The following is an 18,624-nucleotide window of genomic DNA, read 5'->3' on the forward strand; positions in this document are numbered from 1 at the left end:
AATGAATGTTTACAGCGAACAAGTGGAAGCACTGCAAAACCTGCTCGTTGCGAAAGCTACAGGGAGCATGGAAGAGGAAGCGAACTACACGAGACTGAGGCAATCAGTGTTGTCCGAAAAGAAATTCGATGCACTGATTCCGAGTTTTGTTCGGACGTGCAGAAGTCTCACCCAGTTTTGGCAACTCATAAAGGGCAAGTGCGCAACCTATGCGGAGCGCAGGGAGTTCATATGGAGCGAATTCAGGCCTTTGTTAGAAGCGAGTGAATTTGAAGCTGAGTCTCCATCGGACGCACTAGTCACCGGAGCGGTCAAGAAGCTGGATTGCACATACGCACAAGCTATCTGGTCAAAAGCGCTAGATCGTCGTGCGTCAGACCCCGAGGGAGCGATCACCGTAGCTCGCACACTGATGGAATCGGTTTGCAAGCAGATCTTGGATGAACGAGGCGTTCCACACAACGATAACCCGGACATGAACAAGCTGTATCGGCTAACAGCGGAAGAGCTGCGGCTCGCGCCCTCGCAACACACCGAACAAGTTTTCAAGCAAATCTTGGGCGGCTGTAGTGCGATCGTTGAAGGATTGGCAGCGTTACGTAACCGCTTGGGAGACGCTCACGGGAAAGGCAAGGCAGGTACGCGCCCTGCGGCTAGGCACGCAGAACTGGCTGTAAACCTTTCCGGAGCATTGGCAGTCTATTTACTGTCTACACACGAAGCTCGGAGGGAGCTATCCACCTGAACGCGCTGAGAAGTTGGCGCAACAAATAGCAGCGGCATCGTCCGCAACAAGTGATATTCAATGCCTGTACAAAAAGAAATGCTGCGCTCCGCCCACCCGGTGGAGCCCCACATGCGCACGCAGGTGCTGCAGGCCCTGCGCGACATCGAAGCCACACACGACGTGACGGTGCTCTTTGCCTGCGAATCCGGCAGCCGGGGCTGGGGCTTTGCCTCGCCCGACAGCGACTACGACGTGCGCTTCATCTACGTGAACCGCCTGCCCTGGTACCTGACCGTAGCGCCAGGCCGCGACGTAATCGAGCTGCCGATCAGCGGGGACTTGGACGTGAACGGCTGGGACCTTCGCAAGGCCCTGGCCCTGCTGCGCGAGTCCAACCCCACGCTGCTCGAATGGCTGGGCTCACCCATCGTCTACCGCGAAGAGGCAGACACCATGGCGCAGTTCCGCACGCTGGCAGCGCGAGTGTTCTCCAACGCCAAGGGCTGGCACCACTACGCATCCATGGCCAAGAAGAACTTTCGAGAGCACCTGCAGGCCGACGAGGTGCGCTACAAGAAGTACCTGTACGTGTTGCGCCCCCTGCTTGCCGCGCGGTGGATACGCACACAACCCGGCGTGCCACCCATGCGCTTTGCCGAACTGGCCCAGCACACGCTGCACCCCGTGCAGGATGCGGCGCTGGTCGATGAGATCAACGCACTGCTGGAGGTGAAGATGCGCGCTGGCGAAGCGGCCACCAGCCCCCGCTGGCCCGGCATCCATGCGTTCATCGAGGCCGAGCTGGCCCGCAATGCGGCGGAGCCCGTGCAGCCGCTGCCCGTGCCTGGGCACGCCGCGCTGGACGCCTTGCTGCATGACACCGTGCTGCAGTTCAGCAAGCGCCCCGTGGGTACGGCGCAGGTATCGCCATGACGGAACTCGCTGTGACGCCCCTCACCCTCGACGGCTCCACCGGCGAAGGCGGCGGCCAGATCCTGCGCACCGGCCTGGCCCTGTCCATGGTCACCGGCCGCCCACTGCACATCACGCGCATCCGTGCGGGGCGGCCCAAGCCGGGGCTGATGCGCCAGCACCTGGCCTGCGTGCAAGCGGCGGTGGCCGTGTGCGGCGGGCAGGCCGAAGGCGCGGAGCTGAATTCGCAAACGCTGGTGTTCACACCCGGCAACGTGCGTGCAGGTGATTACCGTTTTCAGATCGCGACGGCAGGCAGTTGCCTGCTGGTGCTGCAGACGGTGCTGCCCGCGCTGATGCTGGCCGATGGCCCGAGCAAGGTCGAGCTGGCGGGTGGCACGCACAACCCGATGGCGCCGCCGTTTGATTTTCTGGAACGCGCCTTTGCGCCGCTGGTGCGGCGGCTGGGTGTGGGGCTGGAGTTGCAACTGCAGCGGCGGGGCTTCTACCCCGCCGGGGGCGGCGAGCTGGTGGCGCACATCATGCCCGCCACCGCCACCACGCAGCCGCTGGCGCCGGTGGATGTGCTGGAGCGCGGCCCGTTGCAAAACGGCTGGGGCGAGGCACTGGCACCCGGCCTGGCGCGCCACATTGCCACGCGGGAGCTGGAGGCGCTGGGCCAGCGCATGGGGTGGACGTTCGAGGCCGGCCAACTGCGCCAGCCATCCACACGCCAGAACGAGGGCCCGGGCAATGCGCTGATCGCCACGCTGGAGTATGCGCAGGTGACCGAGGTGTTTTGCCAGTTGGGCGAGCGCAGCCTGTCGGCCGAGCAGGTTGCCAAGCGGCTGGTGGACGAGGTGCGCGCCTACCAGCGCAGCACCGGCGCGCTGGGCCCGCACCTGGCGGACCAGTGGATGCTGCCGCTGGCCCTGTCTGTGTGGCGCAGTGGGCAGGCCGCGCGCTACACCTGCACCAAGGTTACGCAGCACACGGTTACCAATGCGCAGACCATCGCGCTAGGCTTGCCGGTTCAGGTTCAGATCACCCCCTCAGAGGATGCAATGCACGTTGAGATATCTCCCGTGCCCTGAAGGGCCAGCGCGGCATGGACCCATACCCTGGCTATATCCATATGACCAGGGCCGTAGAACAAGTGGTTCAGAATGCGCACCACACCCCTTCCCTTTGACCCATCCGACACCTCACAGGAGACGCCATGAAAGTTGACAACATTCTTCAGACCATTGGCAACACGCCCCACGTGCGCATCAACCGCCTGTTCGGCCCCGGCGCCAATGTGTGGGTGAAGTCGGAGCGCAGCAACCCCGGCGGCTCCATCAAGGACCGCATTGCGCTGGCCATGGTGGAAGACGCCGAGAAATCGGGCGCGCTCAAGCCCGGCGGCACCATCATCGAGCCCACCTCGGGCAACACCGGCATTGGCCTGGCGCTGGTGGCGGCCGTCAAGGGCTACAAGCTCGTCCTCGTGATGCCCGACAGCATGAGCATCGAACGCCGCCGCCTGATGCTGGCCTATGGCGCGCAGTTCGACCTGACCCCGCGCGAAAAAGGCATGAAGGGCGCCATCGCCCGCGCGCAAGAGCTGCAGGCGCAGACGCCCGGCTCGTGGATTCCGCAGCAGTTCGAGAACCCCGCCAACATCGACATCCATGTGCGCACCACGGCGCAGGAGATCCTGGCAGATTTCCCCGACGGCATTGATGCGCTGATCACGGGGGTGGGCACGGGTGGTCACATCACAGGCGTGGCGCGGGTGCTCAAAGCAAAGTTCCCCCAACTCAAGGTGTTTGCGGTGGAGCCCACGGCCTCGCCGGTGATCTCGGGCGGCGCGCCGTCGCCCCACCCCATCCAGGGCATTGGCGCGGGGTTCATCCCCAAGAACCTCGACACCAGCCTGCTCGACGGCGTGATCCAGGTCGATGCCGAACCGGCCCGCGAATACGCCCGCCGCTCTGCGCGCGAAGAGGGCATCCTGGTGGGCATCTCGTCCGGCGCCACCTTGGCCGCCATTGCCCAGAAGCTGCCCGAGCTGCCCGCAGGCGCCAAGGTGCTGGGCTTCAACTACGACACGGGCGAGCGCTACCTGTCGGTGGAAGGTTTCCTGCCGGCCTGATGGCCGCTGGCACGCAGCGCACTCACACCAGGGCCCTTCGGGGCCCCTTTTTTTTGGGCTGCGCAGCACAAAGCCACGGCCAGCCGTCCTACAGCGGCGGGGCACGCAGGCCAGAACAATCAGTGTTCGCACCGGCCCACCTCTGCGGTGATTTCGCCGGAGCCCCCCCCCCAACGATTGCAACTGCCCATGGCCCCGAACTCCGCGACAGACTCCCAGCCTATTGCGTTCAAGGTGCTCACCGTGAACGTGCACAAGGGCTTCACCACCTTCAACCGGCGCTTCATGCTGCACGAGCTGCGCGAGGCCGTGCGCGATGTGGCGGCCGACCTGGTGTTCTTGCAGGAGGTGCTGGGCACGCACCACCGGCACGCCAGCCGGTTCGCCAACTTTCCGCAGGTTCCGCACTACGAGTTTCTGGCCGACACCATCTGGTCGCAATACGCCTACGGCCGCAATGCGGTGTATGACAACGGCGACCATGGCAATGCGTTGTTGTCCAAGTTTCCGATCACGCATTACGAGAACCACGACATCTCGGTGAGCGGGCCCGAACGGCGCGGCATGCTGCACTGTGTGCTGCAGCCCCCCGGGCACCACCTGCCGGTGCATGCCGTGTGTGTGCACCTGGGCCTGCAGGAGTCGCACCGGCAACACCAGCTGCGCCGCGTGTGCGATCTGGTCAACAGCGTTCCCGCCCACGAGCCTGTGGTGCTGGCGGGCGACTTCAACGACTGGCGCCACCGTGCCCACCGGGTGCTTCAGCACGAGGCGGGATTGCAGGAAGTGTTTGTGCAGGCCTTTGGCCGGGCGGTGCGCACGTTTCCGGCGGCGATGCCGCTGCTGGCGCTGGACCGCATTTACGTGCGCAACGCGACCGTGCACTCTCCACTGGCATTGCCCAAGAAGCCCTGGGACAAGCTCTCGGACCATGCGCCCCTGGCTGCGGAGATCCTGCTATGAAACGCCCTACCTTCCGCGCGCCACGCTCGTCCCGCTGGGTGCCCGGCAACCATTTCGAGTTGCTCGAAAACGGCGAGGAGTTCTTTCCCCGCGTGTTCCAGGCCATTGCCGAGGCCCGGCGCGAGGTCATGCTGGAAACCTTCATCCTGTTCGAGGACAAGATCGGCCAACAGCTGCACGCCGCTTTGCTGGCGGCCGCCCGGCGGGGCGTGGAGGTGCATGTGCTGGTGGACGGCTTTGGCTCGCCCGATCTGTCGGACCAGTTTGTCGGCAGCCTGGTGGAGGCCGGCGTGCACTTTCGCATCTTTGACCCGGGCCGCCGTTTCCTGGGCCAGCGGCTGAACCTGCTGCGCCGCATGCATCGCAAGATCGTGGTGGTGGACGGGCACCTGGGGTTCATTGGTGGCATCAACTACTCGGCCGACCATGTGGCCGACTTTGGCCCCGAAGCCAAGCAGGACTATGCCGTGCAGGTGCGCGGCCCCATCGTGGCGCAGATGCACCACTTCACCCGCGAGGCCGTGCTCAGCCGCCAGGACCGCAAGCGCCACCAGGCCGCAGGCATCACCGGGCGCCCGCACGCTGGCACGGCCCATGCCATGTTCGTGACACGCGACAACCAGCAGCACACCAACGACATCGAGCGCCACTACCGCGTGGCCCTGCGCGCAGCGCGCAGCCGGGTGGTGATTGCCAACGCCTACTTCTTCCCGGGCTACCGGTTCATCCGCGAGATGCGGCGCGCCGCGAAACGGGGGGTGGATGTGCGCATCATCCTGCAAGGCCAGCCCGACATGCCCATCGTGAAGACGGCAGCCAGCCTGCTGTACGACCACCTGCAGCGCGCAGGCGTGCGGGTGTACGAATATTGCGACCGCCCGCTGCACGGCAAGGTGGCGCTGGTGGACGAAGACTGGTCCACCGTGGGCTCCAGCAACCTTGACCCGCTGAGCCTGTCGCTGAACCTCGAGGCCAACGTGATCATCCAGGACCGCGCCTTCAACGCCCACCTGCACCGCCGCCTGTCGCACCTGATGGAGCACAGCTGCAAGCAGGTGCAAGCCACAGCCCCCAGCCGCTGGAACGGCCTGCGCCTGCTGCGCAGCTATGCGGTGTTCCACCTGCTGCGCTGGTTCCCCGCATGGGCGGGCTGGCTGCCCCGCCACGAGCCCCAGATCACGCTCGCGAACCCGGGGGCGGGTGCGGCAGAGCCCACTGGCAGCCCCGCCACCTGAGCCGGCAGGCGCCCACCATGGCCACCCCCACGCTGCACGCGGACACCCAGGCGGGCGGCGCCACCGACGCCCTGCAGGCGCCATCCCGCAGAAGCAGCAACCGCCACACCCCCAGCGGCTGGCGCCGTTGGCCGCAGCAAGCCTGGTGGCCCTGGCTCACCCGGGGGCTCGCCCTCGCCTTCTTTGCGGTGGTGGCCGGACTGATCTTTCGGCAGGCGCGCTCGGTGGACTGGCCCGCCGTGCTGCAGGCGCTGCGCGACCTGCCCGCCACCGCACTGGCGCTGGGCGGCGCGCTGGCGCTGCTGAGCCACTTCACCTACGGCAGCTTTGACTGGGTGGGGCGCCATTGCAGCGGCCACCGCCTGACGCGCGGCACCACGCTGGCGATTGCCATGACAAGCTATCCGTTCACGCTCAACCTGGGCTCGCTGATTGGCGGCGTGGGCGTGCGCTACCGGCTGTACGACCGGCGCGGCGTGGACCCCGGCACCATCGGCCAGGTGGTGGGCACCAGCATCGTGACCAACTGGGTGGGTTACCTGATGCTGTCAGGCGTGCTGTCATGGCTGTGGCAGCCACCGGCAGTGGCCGGGTGGACGGTAGCGCCCTGGCAATGGCACTGGGGCGGCACGGTACTGGGCGGCCTGCCGCTGGCCTACCTGGCACTGTGCGCGGTGCGCAGGGGCCGCGCGCTCACGCTGCGCGGCCATGCGTTTCCGCTACCGCACTGGCCCGTGGCGCTGTGGCAAATCGCGGCATCGGCCACCAACTGGATGCTGATGGGCGCCGCACTGTGGACGGTGCTGCAACACCAGGTGGCCTACCCCGCCGCCCTGGCCACAGTGCTGCTGGGCGCCGTGGCCGGGCTGGTGCTGCGCGTGCCTGCGGGCCTGGGCGTGCTGGAGGCCGTGGGCGTGGCGCTGCTGGCCACCCACGCATTGGGGCAAGAACAGGTGCTGGCGGCACTGCTGGCCTACCGGGCGCTGTACTACTTTGGGCCGTTGGTGCTGGCCGCCGTGGCACTGGGTGTGGCCGAGCTGCGCTGGCGCCAGGGGCCTGCGCAAGGCATGCAGCGCACTCCGTAGTCAGAATTTCAGCCAAAAGTGCCAGATGCGCTAGTGCATATTGGCCTTGTTGCTATCATTTTTATATAGCCCTGCCGCCCGATACCCCGGTAACTCGGTCCGACAGGGGTTCCGCCCGCTGCGCGGACCCCGTATCATCCCGGCCCCACGCTATTGCTTTTCGCCCGATCGACACGGGCCCGCAAGACCATGATCCGACTCTCCGAAATCCGGCTGCCGTTCACCGTGGCCGAAGCCCCCGAGGCGCCCCTGCGCGCCGCTGCCGCCCACATTCTGGGCCTGGCAGACGCCGACATTGCCCACCTGCACGTCTTCAAGCGCAGCTTTGACGCACGCAAGGCCGACCTGCTGGCGGTCTACATCGTGGACATCACGCTCGCCCAGCCTGAACGCGAAGCCGCGCTGCTCGCAAAGTTTGCAGGCAACCCGCACATCCAGCCCACGCCCGACATGGCCTGGCACCCCGTGGGCCAGGCGCCTGCCGACCTGCCCCTGCGCCCCGTGGTGGTGGGCTTTGGCCCCTGCGGCATCTTTGCGGCACTGGTGCTGGCTCAGATGGGCTTCAAGCCCATCGTGCTGGAGCGCGGCAAGACCGTGCGTGAACGCACCAAGGACACCTGGGGCCTGTGGCGCAAGCGCGAGCTGCATGCCGAAAGCAACGTGCAGTTTGGCGAGGGCGGCGCCGGCACGTTCAGCGACGGCAAGCTCTACAGCCAGATCAAGGACCCGCGTCACCTGGGCCGCAAGGTGATGAACGAGTTCGTCAAAGCCGGTGCGCCCGAAGAAATCCTGTATGTCGCCCACCCGCACATCGGTACCTTCAAGCTGGTGAAGGTGGTGGAAAACCTGCGCGAGCAGATCATTGCGCTGGGCGGCGAGATCCGCTTTGAGCAGCGCGTGACCGACGTGATCATCGAAGGCACAGGCGGTGCGCGCCACCTGCGCGGCCTGAAGGTGCTGAACCAGGCCACGGGCGAGACCACCGAGCTGCGCGCAGACCATGTGGTGATGGCGCTGGGCCACAGCTCGCGCGACACCTTTGCCATGCTGTACCAGCGTGGCGTGGCCATGGAGGCCAAGCCTTTTTCCATCGGTTTCCGCATCGAGCACCCGCAGGGCGTGATCGACCGCGCCCGCTGGGGCCGCCACGCAGGCCACCCGCTGCTGGGCGCAGCCGACTACAAGCTGGTGCACCACGCCGCCAATGGCCGCGCGGTGTACAGCTTTTGCATGTGCCCCGGCGGCACCGTGGTGGCCGCTACCAGCGAGCCCCACCGCGTGGTGACCAACGGCATGAGCCAGTATTCGCGCAACGAGCGCAATGCCAACGCGGGCATGGTGGTGGGCATCGACCCCCGCGACTACCCGCAGGGCGCGCAGGCGTTTGAAACCCACCTGGGCCAGACCTATGGCGTGGAAGCACTGCCCGCCGGACAGTTCCACCCCCTGTCGGGCAGCGTGCTGCAGCGCCAGCTCGAATCGAATGCGTTTGTGCTGGGCGGGCGCGACTACAGCGCACCGGGCCAACTGGTGGGCGAGTTCATTGCGGGCAAGCCTTCGACCCAGCTGGGCAGCGTGGAGCCCTCGTACAAGCCCGGCGTGGCGCTGGGCGATTTGCACGCCGCCCTGCCCGGCTACGCCATCGAGGCGCTGCGCGAGGCGCTGCCCGTGTTCGGCCGCAAGATCAAGGGCTTTGACATGCACGACGCGGTGCTGACGGGTGTGGAGACACGCACCTCGTCGCCGCTCAAGATCGGGCGCGGCGACAACTTGCAAAGCCTGAACACGCCGGGCCTGTACCCGGCGGGCGAAGGCGCCAGCTACGCGGGCGGCATTCTGTCCGCCGGCGTGGATGGCATCAAGGTCGGCGAGGCCGTGGCCCGGAGCCTGCTGGGCGCAGCGGGCTGACCTGCCTCCTGGCGGTGCCGGCCCGGGGCACCGCTTACTTGCGCTGCAAAAAGTCCACGGCCAGCGCCGCCAGCGAGCGGGCGCCCACGGGCAACTGGTCTTCGTCGATGTCGAACAGCGCAGAGTGATTGGGCGGGGCCTTGGCGAAATCCTTGCCCTTGGGTGGCGCACCCAGGAAGTAGAAGAAGCCCGGCACGACCTTCTGGAACTCCGAGAAGTCCTCCGACCCTGCCACCTTCGGGATCACCATCGTCTTGCCGCCCATGGCCAGGTTCAGCGCGGGCAGCGAGGCCTGCGTGAGCGGCGCAGGGTTGGTGGTCACGGGGTAGGCCACGGGGCCAAAACGCACGCTGGCCTTGGCACCGCTGGCGGCGGCAATCGACTCGGCCGTGGTGGTGATGCGCTTGAGCGCTTCCTGGCGCATGTCTTCGTCAAAGGTGCGCAGCGTGCCCATCATCTCCACCTTGTCGGGGATGATGTTGTAGCGGGTGCCGCCCTGGATCTGGCCGATGGTGACCACGGCCGGTTCCTGGCTGATGTTGAGCTGGCGGCTCACCACGGTCTGCAGGCCCATCACCACCTGGCTGGCGGCCACGATGGGGTCGATGGTGGCCCAGGGCGACGAGCCATGGCCGCCACGCCCTTCCACATGGATGGTGATGTTGTCCGACCCGGCCATCAGCGGGCCGCTGCGGTAGCCCACCACGCCGCCAGGCAGGTTGGAGGTGATGTGCAGCCCATAGATGGCCTGCACGTCCTTGAGCGCACCGGCTTCGATCATGGCCTTGGCGCCGAAGCTGGGCACCTTGCCGTTGGCGTCGGGCTCCACGGGCGCGCCCTCTTCGGCGGGCTGGAAGATGAACCTGATCGTGCCCGGCAGCTGCGCCTTCATGCCCGCCAGCACCTCGGCCGCGCCCATCAGCATGGCGGTGTGGGCGTCATGGCCACAGGCGTGCATCACGGGCACTTCCTTGCCCAGGTAGTTGGCCTTGGCCTTGCTCGCAAACGGCAGGCCGGTGTTCTCGGGCACGGGCAGGGCATCCATGTCAGCGCGCAGGGCCACCACCTTGCCGGGCAGGCCTCCCTTGAGCGTGCCCACCACGCCGGTGCCGCCCACGCCGGTCTGCACGTCCATGCCCAGCTTCTTCAGGTGCTCGGCCACGAGCTTGGCCGTGCGCACTTCCTGGCCCGAGAGTTCGGGGTGGGCATGGATGTCGCGGCGCCAGTTGACCATCTTGGGCGCCACGGCCGTCACGGCGGCATCGATGGCCTGCAGGCCGGCGGCGTCCAGGGCCTGGGCCTGGGCGGACGATGCGAACGTCAGCCCGCTGAGAAGCAGGCCGGTGGCCAGCGAGATGGCAGAGAGGGGTTTGTGCATGAGACAGATCCGTGCAGGAAGTGAAAACAAAAAGGAACGCGGCAAAAAAACGCACGTTCATGCTAAGAGCCCACCCCACGCTGCAGACAAGCGAAAATGGCCATCCACAGAGCCAATATCGCCATGCCCCGTTCTTCTGTCCCATCTGCGACGGCGCCGGTTTTTCGCATCGACATCCCGCTGCTGCCCGAATCGGCAGTGGGCAACGCACTGCAGTTCATCGACCTCTTGCGCAGCGCCAATCTGCTGGCCGGCTTGCGGGGCGGCGCTAGCTCGCCCCGCCTGGCCTGGCGGCTGCTGGACGCCCAAGGCCAGCCGCTGGCGCACCAGCCGGGCCCGCTGGCGGCCTACACGCAGCCCCCGGCGGCACCTGCCGAGGGGCCGGCATTCGCCTGGTTCATTCCCTCCTTCCACGCCGCCGACATCCCCGCCATCCGCAGCGTGGCGTCGCGCCACCGCGCCCTCTCGCGCCAGATCGGCATTGCGCTGGATGCCGGGCACAAGGTGCTCACCGTCGGCAACGGGGCCTGGCTGGCGGCGCAGAGCGGGCGCCTGCAGGGCCGCCGCTGCGGCCTGCCGTGGTTCTACCTGGCCGGGTTTGAGCGCGACTTTCCCGACATCGACCTCGATGCCGGCCACGACCTGACCGATGACGGCCTCTGGCTCAGCTGTGCGCTGCCCCACAGCCTGGGAGAAATGGCCATCGCCCTGGTGCGCCACGCACTGGGTGACGCGCTGGCCCAGACCTGTGCCAGCGTGCTGCGGCCCGACCACGAACGCGCCCGGGCTGCGCTGCAGGCCAACGCGCAGCAACACATCCCCGCCACGCGCGACAGCACCCTGGCCCGCGCCATGGCCTGGATGGAGACCCATCTGGACGAGCCCTATTCGCTGGCCCGGCTGGCCGAGGCGGCGGCGGTGAGCCCGCGCACTTTGCTGCGGCACTTTCAGCTGGAGCTGTCGCAGTCGCCGCTGGACCACCTGCACAGCCTGCGCTGCGCACGCGCCAAGGTGCTGCTGGAGGTGACGCTGGAGAGCGTGCCCAGCATTGCCACGGCCTGCGGCTATGCCGACCCGGCGGCGTTCCGGCGCATCTTTGTGCGCTACACCGGCATGGCGCCGGGGGAGTACCGCAAGCGCCACGCACTGCGTGCGCCCCGGCGGCGCTGGCGGGTGGATCTGACGTGAAAGCCCGGCGTTCTCTCGCCTAGCGAGGCAGCGCGTTCCCCGAAGGCAGGCGAAACGCCTCCACCAGCTCGGCCAGCTGCTGCGCCTGCACCCGCAGCCCCTGCGCGGCGGCCGAGGACTCCTCCACCAGCGCGGCGTTCTGCTGGGTCATCTGGTCGAGCTGCGAGACCGCCTCACCCACCTGGCTCAGGCCCGTGGTCTGCTCGCGCGCCGCAGTGCTGATCTCGCCAATGATGGTGGCCACCTGCTGCACCGAGTTCACGATCTCGCCCATGGTGCCGCCTGCCGCGTGGACCAGCTGGGTGCCCTCGTCCACCTGCCGCACGCTGTCGCTGATCAGGCCCCCGATCTCCTTGGCCGCCGTGGCGGAACGCTGCGCCAGGCTGCGCACTTCGCTCGCCACCACCGCAAAGCCACGGCCCTGCTCACCGGCACGGGCTGCTTCCACGGCCGCATTCAGCGCGAGGATGTTGGTCTGGAACGCAATGCCATCGATCACGCTGGTGATGTCGGCAATGCGGCGCGACGACAGCGCAATGCCGTCCATGGTGCCCACCACGCGGTCCACCGCCTCGCGCCCGCGCTGGGCCACGCTGCTGGCGCCAGTGGCCAGGGTGCTGGCCTGCGCAGCCGCGTCGGCGCTGTGGCGCACGGTGGCCAGCAGCTCCTCCATGCTGGCGGCGATCTCTTCGAGGTTGGAGGCGGTCTGCTCGGTGCGGGCCGACAGGTCGCTGTTGCCTGCCGCGATCTCGCTGCTGGCACCGGCCACCGAGGTGCTGGCCTGGCGCATGCCCACCACCAGCTCGGCCAGCCGCGCCTGCATGCCCCCCAGGCGCGCCAGCAGGGCCTGCAGCTCGTCGCGGTTGCCCGCCTGCGGCGCGGGCACGGGGGAAGTGAGGTCGCCTTCGGCAATGCGGTCGGTCACCTCGGACGCATGGGCCAGGGGCTGCAGGATGGAGCGCGACAGCAGCCAGGCGCAGGCCAGGCTCAGCAGCAAGCCCACCAGCGAGCCCGCCGCCAGCAGCGTGATGCCCTGGCTTTCGCTGCGGGCGGCAGCGGCACGCGCTTCGGCCACACGCTGGCGCTGGTATTCGGCCAGCTTGTCCACGGCTGCGGCGTAGGCGTCTGCCGCAGGACGCAGCTGCTTGGCAATGGCGTCGGGCGGCAAAGCCTCGCCCGCCTTCCGACGCTTGACGAGGTCGTCCCGCACCGTGCGAAAACCGTTGCCGGCCTTGTCGATGGCATCGAACAACGCCTGGGATTCCGGGTCTGCCGCCAGCTCGTCCAGGCGCTTGCGCACTTCGGACGAGCGGGCCGAGGTGGTCTTGCGGTCGGCGTCGATGCGCGCCGCGTAGTCGGGGTTGTTGTCGATCTCCAGCAGCGTTTCGGCGCGGGCGGAGCTGAGCACCACGATGGCGTGCAGCTCCCGCGCCAGCAACGCGCGCTCGGACGACGCACCGCCCAGGTCGTCCGCAATGTCCTGCAGCCCGGCCAGCCGCCAGATGCCCACCGCCGCCGACAGGGACATGACGAGGCAGACCACCCCAAAAGCCAGGGCCAGGCGGACAGCAACACGTGCGTGGGAGATGGACATGGGAGGCTCTCGTGAGGGTGAATGGGGCAACGCGGGACAGCCGCTGGGGGTGGCAGGCGTTGGGAATGTATCGACAAAAGGTTACAAGTCCTTGAGCCGGCCCACAACAGGCCACACCCTGCCGGAGCGCCAAAGCAACAGCCGCCACGCACCAACAAAAAGGCCGCCACAGTGCAAGACTGTGGCGGCCCTCGGGGCTGATCAGGCGTTGCGCCTGAGGCGGTTCGGTTTATTGCTGCTGTGCGTTTTGCAGCGCAGCAATGCGCTCTTCGATGGGCGGGTGGGTGCTGAACAGCTTGCCAATGCCACCGGCGATGCCCATGGCCGCCACGCTCTTGGGCAGCTCGCCGGGGTGCATGCCACCCAGGCGGGCCAGCGCGTTGATCATGGGCTGGCGGCGGCCCATCAGCTGGGCTGCGCCCGCGTCGGCGCGGAACTCGCGCTGGCGGCTGAACCAGGCCACGATCATCGCGGCCACAAAGCCCAGCACGATGTCGAGCACGATGGTGGTCACGTAGTAGCCGATGCCGGGGCCCGAGCTGTTCTCGTCGTTCTTGCGCAGGAAGCTGTCCACCGCGTAGCCGATGACGCGCGACAGGAACACCACGAAGGTGTTCATCACGCCCTGGATCAGCGTCATGGTCACCATGTCGCCGTTGGCGATGTGGGCCACTTCGTGGCCGATCACGGCCTCGACCTCGTCGCGGGTCATGCCCTGCAGCAGGCCGGTGGACACCGCCACCAGGGCCGAGTTCTTGAACGCGCCCGTGGCAAAGGCATTGGGGTCGCCTTCAAAGATGCCGACTTCGGGCATGCCGATCTGGGCCTGGTCGGCGAACTTGCGCACGGTCTCGACGATCCAGCGCTCGTCCGGCGAGCCGGAGCCGTCGATCACGCGCACACCCGAGGTCCACTTGGCCATGGGCTTGCTGATGAGCAGCGAGATGATCGCGCCGCCAAAACCCATGATGAGCGCGAAGCCCAGCAGCGCGCCCAGGTTGAGCCCGTTGGCCGTGAGGTAGCGGTTCACGCCCAGCAGGCTGGCCACCACCCCCAGCACGACAACGACGGCCAGGTTGGTCATCACAAACAAAAGGATCCGCTTCATGGAATGGTTTCTCCGTGGGGTAAACAACAACGAGTGTTTGCTGGCTCAGATGGGGGCCGGGGGCGCCGCTTCAAGCGCCAGTCTCCAGGCGGCGAGGCCGTGGCAGCCCCCCATGGCCGCGATTTCATCGCGCTATGGTAGGTGCAAACCCCGGCCGGGGCCTTATCACACAAGCCTTGGCGGGAATTACGAAACCGCCGCGGCCCGCAAGGGCCGGAACACCTGCGCATCGGCATAGAAGCCCGGCGCTGCATTGGCCGGCCACCAGCCGGGCACGCCCAGCACGGGCAGCGGCGTGAAGGGCTTGCTGGACCATGCCGAGGCCTCCACCTGCCCTGCCAGCCACGCATCCACCTCCGCTATGGAATCAATAGCTGCCGGCGCATGAAATACGTGCGCCACCATGGGTTTTCGCGGAAAAACCAGCTTTTCGAGCAGTGCGTGCCCGAACAGCACCAGCCGGGCCTGGCCCCACAGCGGGCGCAAGTCGGTGAACAGGCGCTGCCAGTCCCTCGCGCGGAGCGCATCCCACAGGGCATCCGGCGCCTGCAACAGCGCTCCGTTTTCATCAAACACCGTGAGTGCATCGCGCAGCGGTCCGCGCACGGCCTGCACGCCATCGGCGGCGATGGCCTGGGCCTGCAGCTGGTTCAGGCGCCGCTTGGTGTGCGGAAACCGCAACCACACCAGGCCGTTGAAAAAGTCGTGCAGGTTGTCGCGCGTGGGCACGCGGCGGGTGTCCCAGATGTACTGCTCGTAGGCGGTGCCTTCGGGCAGCGCGGACTGGGGCACAAAGACCACGGGAGCACCCTGCGGCGCTGCGGTCTGCAATGCCTGGTGCACCGATGGGTCCTCCTGCAACAGCTGCTGGGCCAGGGGTTGGCCCAGGCCGCGCCACGGCGCCAGCCAGGGGGCGCTCCAGTCGATGGCGTCGAAGGGCGGACTTACACCAGCCGCCACGGCAGGGCTTCACCGGCGCGCAGGGGCTTGAGTTCGGCTTCGCCAAACGCAAAGCTGTCGGGCGGTGTCCACGACTCGCGGCGCAGGGTGATGGTGGTGGTGTTGCGCGGCAGGCTGTAGAAGTCCGGGCCGTGAAAGCTGGCGAAGCCTTCGAGCTGGTCGAGCGCACCCGCGTTGTCGAATGCCTCGGCATACATCTCGATGGCCGCGTGGGCGGTGTAGCAGCCCGCGCAGCCGGTGGCGTGCTCCTTGAGGTGCGCCGGGTGCGGTGCACTGTCGGTGCCCAAAAAGAACTTGCTGCTGCCGCTAGTGGCGGCCTGCACCAGGGCCACGCGATGGGTCTCACGCTTGAGCACCGGCAGGCAGTAGTAATGGGGGCGCACACCGCCAATGAAGATGGCGTTGCGGTTGTACAGCAGGTGGTGCGCGGTGATGGTGGCGGCGGTGAAGCGGTCGGCGCTGGCCACGTAGTCGGCCGCGTCCTTGGTGGTGATGTGCTCGAAGACGATCTTCAGCTCGGGGAAGTCGCGGCGCAGCGGGATGAGCTGCTGCTCGATGAACACGGCCTCGCGGTCGAACAGGTCGATGTCGCTGCTGGTCACTTCGCCGTGCACCAGCAGCAGCATGCCGGCCTTCTGCATGGCTTCCAGCGTTTTATAGGTCTTGCGCAGGTCGGTCACGCCCGCGTCGCTGTTGGTGGTGGCGCCTGCGGGGTACAGCTTGCAGGCCACCACGCCTGCGGCCTTGGCACGCACGATTTCTTCGGGCGGGAGGTTGTCGGTCAGGTACAGCGTCATCAGCGGCTCAAAGCGCATGCCTGCGGGCACGGCGGCCAGGATGCGCTGCTCGTAGGCCAGGGCCTGCTCGGCCGTGGTGACCGGCGGGCGCAGGTTGGGCATGATGATCGCGCGCCCGAACTGGGCGGCGGTGTGGGGCACAACGGTGTGCAGGGGCTCGCCGTCGCGCACGTGCAGGTGCCAGTCGTCGGGGCGGGTGATGGTGAGGGTTTGGGGGGCTGCAGTCATGGGCGTCATTGTCCCATTGCGGACATGCCGCCTCCAAACGCTCTCATTTTCATAGCTGGCGAGGCATATGTTCTTAGCGCTACCGCATGAAACGGCTCATCACGGTAGCGCCAGGGTCAGATCTGCCGGTTTATTCGGCGGTGATCCCTGCGCGTTTGACGACCGCGCCGAACTTCACCATCCGGTCCGCCATCATTTTTTCGAACGCGGCGGGCGACATCTCTTCAGGCACGATCACGCCACGGTCCTTGAGGTTGGCCACCATGGCGGGCGATGTGGCCACTTGGCGCACGGCCTTGTACAGCGTCTGCACCACCGCATCGGGTGTGCCCGCAGGCGCGGCCAGGCCCGTCCAGGAGGTGAGGTTGAGCTCGGGGTGGCCCACCTCGGCCATGGTGGGCACATCGGGCAGTTGCGGCAGGCGCTGGTCGGCCGCCACGGCCAGGGCGCGCACCTTGCCCGCCTGGATGTGGGGCAGCATGATGACCAGGTTGTCGAGGATGAACTGCACCTCGTTGCCCAGCACGCCCGTGATCAGCGGCGTGCCCCCACGGTAGGGAATGTGCGTGGTGAACACGCCCGTGGACACCTTGAGCATTTCCACATTGAGCTGGCCCATGCTGCCCACGCCGCCGCTGCCGTAGTTGAGCTTGCCCGGGTTCTTCTTGGCGTAGTCGATGAACTCCTTGAAGGTCTTGAACGGCAGGCTGCTGTGCACCACCAGCGCGTTGGGCTGGCGGCCCAGGATGGCGATGTTCTCAAAATCCTTGACCGGGTCGTAGCCGATCTTGGGCTGGGTCAGCGGGTTGGCCAGGTGGCTGCTTTGCGACGACACGACCAGGGTGTAGCCATCGGCCTTGGAGCGCGCCACATACTGCGCGCCCACCGAGCCACCCGCGCCGGCGCGGTTTTCCACCACGATGGGCACGCCCAGCACGCGCGACAGCGGCTCGGAATACTGGCGCGCCATGATGTCCACCGACCCACCCGGCGGGAAGGGCACCACCAGCGTGATCGGGCGCGAAGGGAACTTGTCTTGCGCCATGGCGGGCAGCGCGGCGAGGCCGGCAAGGCCCAGTCCGGTGGTCAGAAGATGGCGACGGGAAGGTGTGGTGTGCATGACGATCAAAGAACTCAAAAATGGGGCGGGAAGGTACAAAAAATCAGGGGTGTGCCAGCACGGCCAGCGCCACGGCCTGCGCGCGTGGCACAAAGGTGGACAGCTCGCAGTACTCGCGTTCGGTGTGTGCGTGGCCGCCCACCGGGCCCGTGGCGCACAGCGTGGGCACGCCCACCGATGCGGTCAGGCCGCTGTCGGCCGCGCCGCCGGTGAACTCGCCTTGCACCTCAAAGCCCAGCGACCGCGCGCCTTGCTGGTACAGCGCCAGCAGGTCGTCCGGGGTGGACTTCATGGGCAGGGTGCGGCGCGTGGTGGTGATGCGGCCCTGGGTGCGGGGCACGGACTCTTCTTCGACGATGGCACGCACGCGCTCCAGCAGTTCGTCGGGGTTGGTGTCGGCGGTAAAGCGCAGGTCCACCTCAGCGCGTGCGTGAGGGGCCACCATGTTGGGCACGATGCCCCCTTGCACCACGCCCACGTTGCAGGTGACGCCCGTGGCCGGGTCGGTCAGCGCATGCAGCGCAAGGGTCTTGCGGGCCAGGGCTTCGATGGCACTGGCGCCAGCGGCGTGGTTGATGCCTGCATGCGCGGCCACGCCCTGCACCTCGAACTCCACCACCATCGAGCCCTTGCGGCTGGTGACCACGTTGCCGCTGACACGGCCCGGCTCGGCGTTGAACACCACACGCGCCCCCCGCACGCGGGCCATGATGAGGTCACGCGTGGCGGGCGAACCGATCTCTTCATCGCACGAGAAGAACAGGTGCAGCGGCGCCTGCAGGCCGCCGCAGCGCGCAAAGGCCTCGGCCACAAACACGTTGAGCACCAGGCCGGACTTCATGTCGGCCACGCCGGGGCCGTAGGCACGCCCCGCTTCCTCGCGGTAAGGGCGCTTGGCCACGGTGCCATCGGGAAACACCGTGTCCATGTGCCCCATGAGGATGATGGGCGCGCCACCGGCTGCAGCGCCCTCTGCCGGGTTGACCTGCGCATGCAGCAGCACGCCATAACCGGGCACGGGCTCGAACTGCACCGGCACACCGGCCGCCTGCAGGCGCTCGGCCAGGGCATGGGCCACGGCTGCCACGCCCGCCTCATTGCGGCTGCCGCTCTCGATATTGACCACTTTTTGCAACAGGTCTTGCATGGACTGCTGCTGTCTGGCCAGCCAGTCCAGGACCTGCGCACGCACCGGCAGCAGACCTTCGTTCAGGGTATTGAGCATCGTTGTCCTTGGGCAAGCCCCAGGTAGGGGCAAAATTTGGGCCGCAGTGTTGCACGCGA

Annotated in this window: 16 protein-coding genes; 9 read left to right on the forward strand and 7 right to left on the reverse strand. The window is 67.3% G+C overall.

All coding sequences use genetic code 11. The annotated features are described in order from the left end of the window. Window position 1: 1 nt before the first annotated feature. The 8 genes from IB236_RS10955 to IB236_RS10990 all read left to right on the forward strand — a co-directional run bounded on the left by IB236_RS10955 (window position 2) and on the right by IB236_RS10990 (window position 8,967). Window positions 2-745 carry an abortive infection family protein gene (locus IB236_RS10955; RefSeq protein ID WP_192420721.1) on the forward strand — a complete coding sequence of 248 codons (744 nt, stop codon included), beginning with the start codon at window positions 2-4 and terminating at the stop codon, window positions 743-745. Window positions 746-805: 60 nt separating this feature from the next. Then, entirely contained in the window at window positions 806-1,660 is an 855-nt protein-coding gene (locus IB236_RS10960) for a nucleotidyltransferase domain-containing protein (RefSeq protein WP_192420723.1), read from the forward strand. Further along, on the forward strand, window positions 1,657-2,733 hold the full coding sequence (rtcA, locus tag IB236_RS10965; RefSeq protein ID WP_192420725.1) for an RNA 3'-terminal phosphate cyclase: 1,077 nt from the start codon (window positions 1,657-1,659) through the stop codon (window positions 2,731-2,733). The genes IB236_RS10960 and rtcA overlap by 4 nt, the downstream gene beginning before the upstream one ends. A gap of 125 nt (window positions 2,734-2,858) precedes the next feature. Next, complete coding sequence (cysK, locus tag IB236_RS10970) at window positions 2,859-3,776, forward strand: cysteine synthase A (RefSeq protein WP_192420727.1); 918 nt, start codon at window positions 2,859-2,861, stop codon at window positions 3,774-3,776. Between the two features lie 189 nt (window positions 3,777-3,965). After that, window positions 3,966-4,739, forward strand: coding sequence for an endonuclease/exonuclease/phosphatase family protein (locus tag IB236_RS10975; RefSeq protein ID WP_192420729.1), 774 nt, complete (start codon window positions 3,966-3,968; stop codon window positions 4,737-4,739). Beyond that, window positions 4,736-5,974: a cardiolipin synthase ClsB gene (gene clsB / locus IB236_RS10980; RefSeq protein ID WP_099731243.1), complete on the forward strand. Its 1,239-nt coding sequence runs from the start codon at window positions 4,736-4,738 to the stop codon at window positions 5,972-5,974. The genes IB236_RS10975 and clsB overlap by 4 nt, the downstream gene beginning before the upstream one ends. A 17-nt stretch (window positions 5,975-5,991) precedes the next feature. Then, complete coding sequence (locus IB236_RS10985; protein WP_192420731.1) at window positions 5,992-7,059, forward strand: lysylphosphatidylglycerol synthase domain-containing protein; 1,068 nt, start codon at window positions 5,992-5,994, stop codon at window positions 7,057-7,059. A 189-nt stretch (window positions 7,060-7,248) separates the two neighbouring features. Beyond that, the gene (locus tag IB236_RS10990; RefSeq protein WP_099731245.1) at window positions 7,249-8,967 is read left to right on the forward strand and encodes an NAD(P)/FAD-dependent oxidoreductase; all 1,719 of its coding nucleotides are present in this window, start codon (window positions 7,249-7,251) and stop codon (window positions 8,965-8,967) included. A gap of 34 nt (window positions 8,968-9,001) precedes the next feature. Here the strand turns inward: IB236_RS10990 and IB236_RS10995 are convergent, their stop codons facing one another. Then, window positions 9,002-10,345: an amidohydrolase gene (locus IB236_RS10995; RefSeq protein ID WP_099731246.1), complete on the reverse strand. Its 1,344-nt coding sequence runs from the start codon at window positions 10,343-10,345 to the stop codon at window positions 9,002-9,004. 123 nt (window positions 10,346-10,468) lie between these two features. Between IB236_RS10995 and IB236_RS11000 the strand changes: the two genes are divergently transcribed. Further along, the gene (locus IB236_RS11000) at window positions 10,469-11,533 is read left to right on the forward strand and encodes a GlxA family transcriptional regulator (RefSeq protein ID WP_192420733.1); all 1,065 of its coding nucleotides are present in this window, start codon (window positions 10,469-10,471) and stop codon (window positions 11,531-11,533) included. A gap of 19 nt (window positions 11,534-11,552) precedes the next feature. Here the strand turns inward: IB236_RS11000 and IB236_RS11005 are convergent, their stop codons facing one another. The 6 genes from IB236_RS11005 to IB236_RS11030 all read right to left on the reverse strand — a co-directional run bounded on the left by IB236_RS11005 (window position 11,553) and on the right by IB236_RS11030 (window position 18,565). Further along, entirely contained in the window at window positions 11,553-13,127 is a 1,575-nt protein-coding gene (locus IB236_RS11005) for a methyl-accepting chemotaxis protein (protein WP_116748910.1), read from the reverse strand. A gap of 229 nt (window positions 13,128-13,356) precedes the next feature. Then, complete coding sequence (htpX, locus tag IB236_RS11010) at window positions 13,357-14,235, reverse strand: protease HtpX (RefSeq protein WP_056745306.1); 879 nt, start codon at window positions 14,233-14,235, stop codon at window positions 13,357-13,359. A 186-nt stretch (window positions 14,236-14,421) separates the two neighbouring features. Next, window positions 14,422-15,195 carry a DUF3025 domain-containing protein gene (locus tag IB236_RS11015; protein WP_192420735.1) on the reverse strand — a complete coding sequence of 258 codons (774 nt, stop codon included), beginning with the start codon at window positions 15,193-15,195 and terminating at the stop codon, window positions 14,422-14,424. Continuing rightward, a complete protein-coding gene (gene pyrC, locus IB236_RS11020; RefSeq protein WP_192420737.1) occupies window positions 15,180-16,220 on the reverse strand; it encodes a dihydroorotase in 1,041 nt (346 codons plus the stop codon). Before pyrC ends, IB236_RS11015 begins: the two co-directional genes overlap by 16 nt. A 130-nt stretch (window positions 16,221-16,350) precedes the next feature. Then, on the reverse strand, window positions 16,351-17,340 hold the full coding sequence (locus IB236_RS11025) for a tripartite tricarboxylate transporter substrate binding protein (protein WP_099731250.1): 990 nt from the start codon (window positions 17,338-17,340) through the stop codon (window positions 16,351-16,353). A 43-nt stretch (window positions 17,341-17,383) separates the two neighbouring features. Next, window positions 17,384-18,565, reverse strand: coding sequence for a M20 family metallopeptidase (locus IB236_RS11030; RefSeq protein WP_192420739.1), 1,182 nt, complete (start codon window positions 18,563-18,565; stop codon window positions 17,384-17,386). Between the last annotated feature and the right edge of the window lie 59 nt (window positions 18,566-18,624).

The organism is Acidovorax sp. ACV02, from assembly GCF_014851475.1.
GTDB lineage: Bacteria > Pseudomonadota > Gammaproteobacteria > Burkholderiales > Burkholderiaceae_C > Acidovorax > Acidovorax delafieldii.

Excerpts from the sequence above, each read along its gene's own strand:
- htpX (WP_056745306.1), bottom strand. The coding sequence starts at position 14,235 with ATGAAGCGGATCCTTTTGTTTGTGATGACCAACCTGGCCGTCGTTGTC.
- IB236_RS10960 (WP_192420723.1), top strand. The coding sequence starts at position 806 with ATGCCTGTACAAAAAGAAATGCTGCGCTCCGCCCACCCGGTGGAGCCC.
- IB236_RS11005 (WP_116748910.1), bottom strand. The coding sequence starts at position 13,127 with ATGTCCATCTCCCACGCACGTGTTGCTGTCCGCCTGGCCCTGGCTTTT.
- pyrC (WP_192420737.1), bottom strand. The coding sequence starts at position 16,220 with ATGACTGCAGCCCCCCAAACCCTCACCATCACCCGCCCCGACGACTGG.
- IB236_RS11025 (WP_099731250.1), bottom strand. The coding sequence starts at position 17,340 with ATGCACACCACACCTTCCCGTCGCCATCTTCTGACCACCGGACTGGGC.
- IB236_RS10975 (WP_192420729.1), top strand. The coding sequence starts at position 3,966 with ATGGCCCCGAACTCCGCGACAGACTCCCAGCCTATTGCGTTCAAGGTG.
- IB236_RS10955 (WP_192420721.1), top strand. The coding sequence starts at position 2 with ATGAATGTTTACAGCGAACAAGTGGAAGCACTGCAAAACCTGCTCGTT.
- cysK (WP_192420727.1), top strand. The coding sequence starts at position 2,859 with ATGAAAGTTGACAACATTCTTCAGACCATTGGCAACACGCCCCACGTG.
- IB236_RS10990 (WP_099731245.1), top strand. The coding sequence starts at position 7,249 with ATGATCCGACTCTCCGAAATCCGGCTGCCGTTCACCGTGGCCGAAGCC.
- IB236_RS10995 (WP_099731246.1), bottom strand. The coding sequence starts at position 10,345 with ATGCACAAACCCCTCTCTGCCATCTCGCTGGCCACCGGCCTGCTTCTC.
- IB236_RS11000 (WP_192420733.1), top strand. The coding sequence starts at position 10,469 with ATGCCCCGTTCTTCTGTCCCATCTGCGACGGCGCCGGTTTTTCGCATC.
- clsB (WP_099731243.1), top strand. The coding sequence starts at position 4,736 with ATGAAACGCCCTACCTTCCGCGCGCCACGCTCGTCCCGCTGGGTGCCC.
- IB236_RS10985 (WP_192420731.1), top strand. The coding sequence starts at position 5,992 with ATGGCCACCCCCACGCTGCACGCGGACACCCAGGCGGGCGGCGCCACC.
- IB236_RS11030 (WP_192420739.1), bottom strand. The coding sequence starts at position 18,565 with ATGCTCAATACCCTGAACGAAGGTCTGCTGCCGGTGCGTGCGCAGGTC.
- rtcA (WP_192420725.1), top strand. The coding sequence starts at position 1,657 with ATGACGGAACTCGCTGTGACGCCCCTCACCCTCGACGGCTCCACCGGC.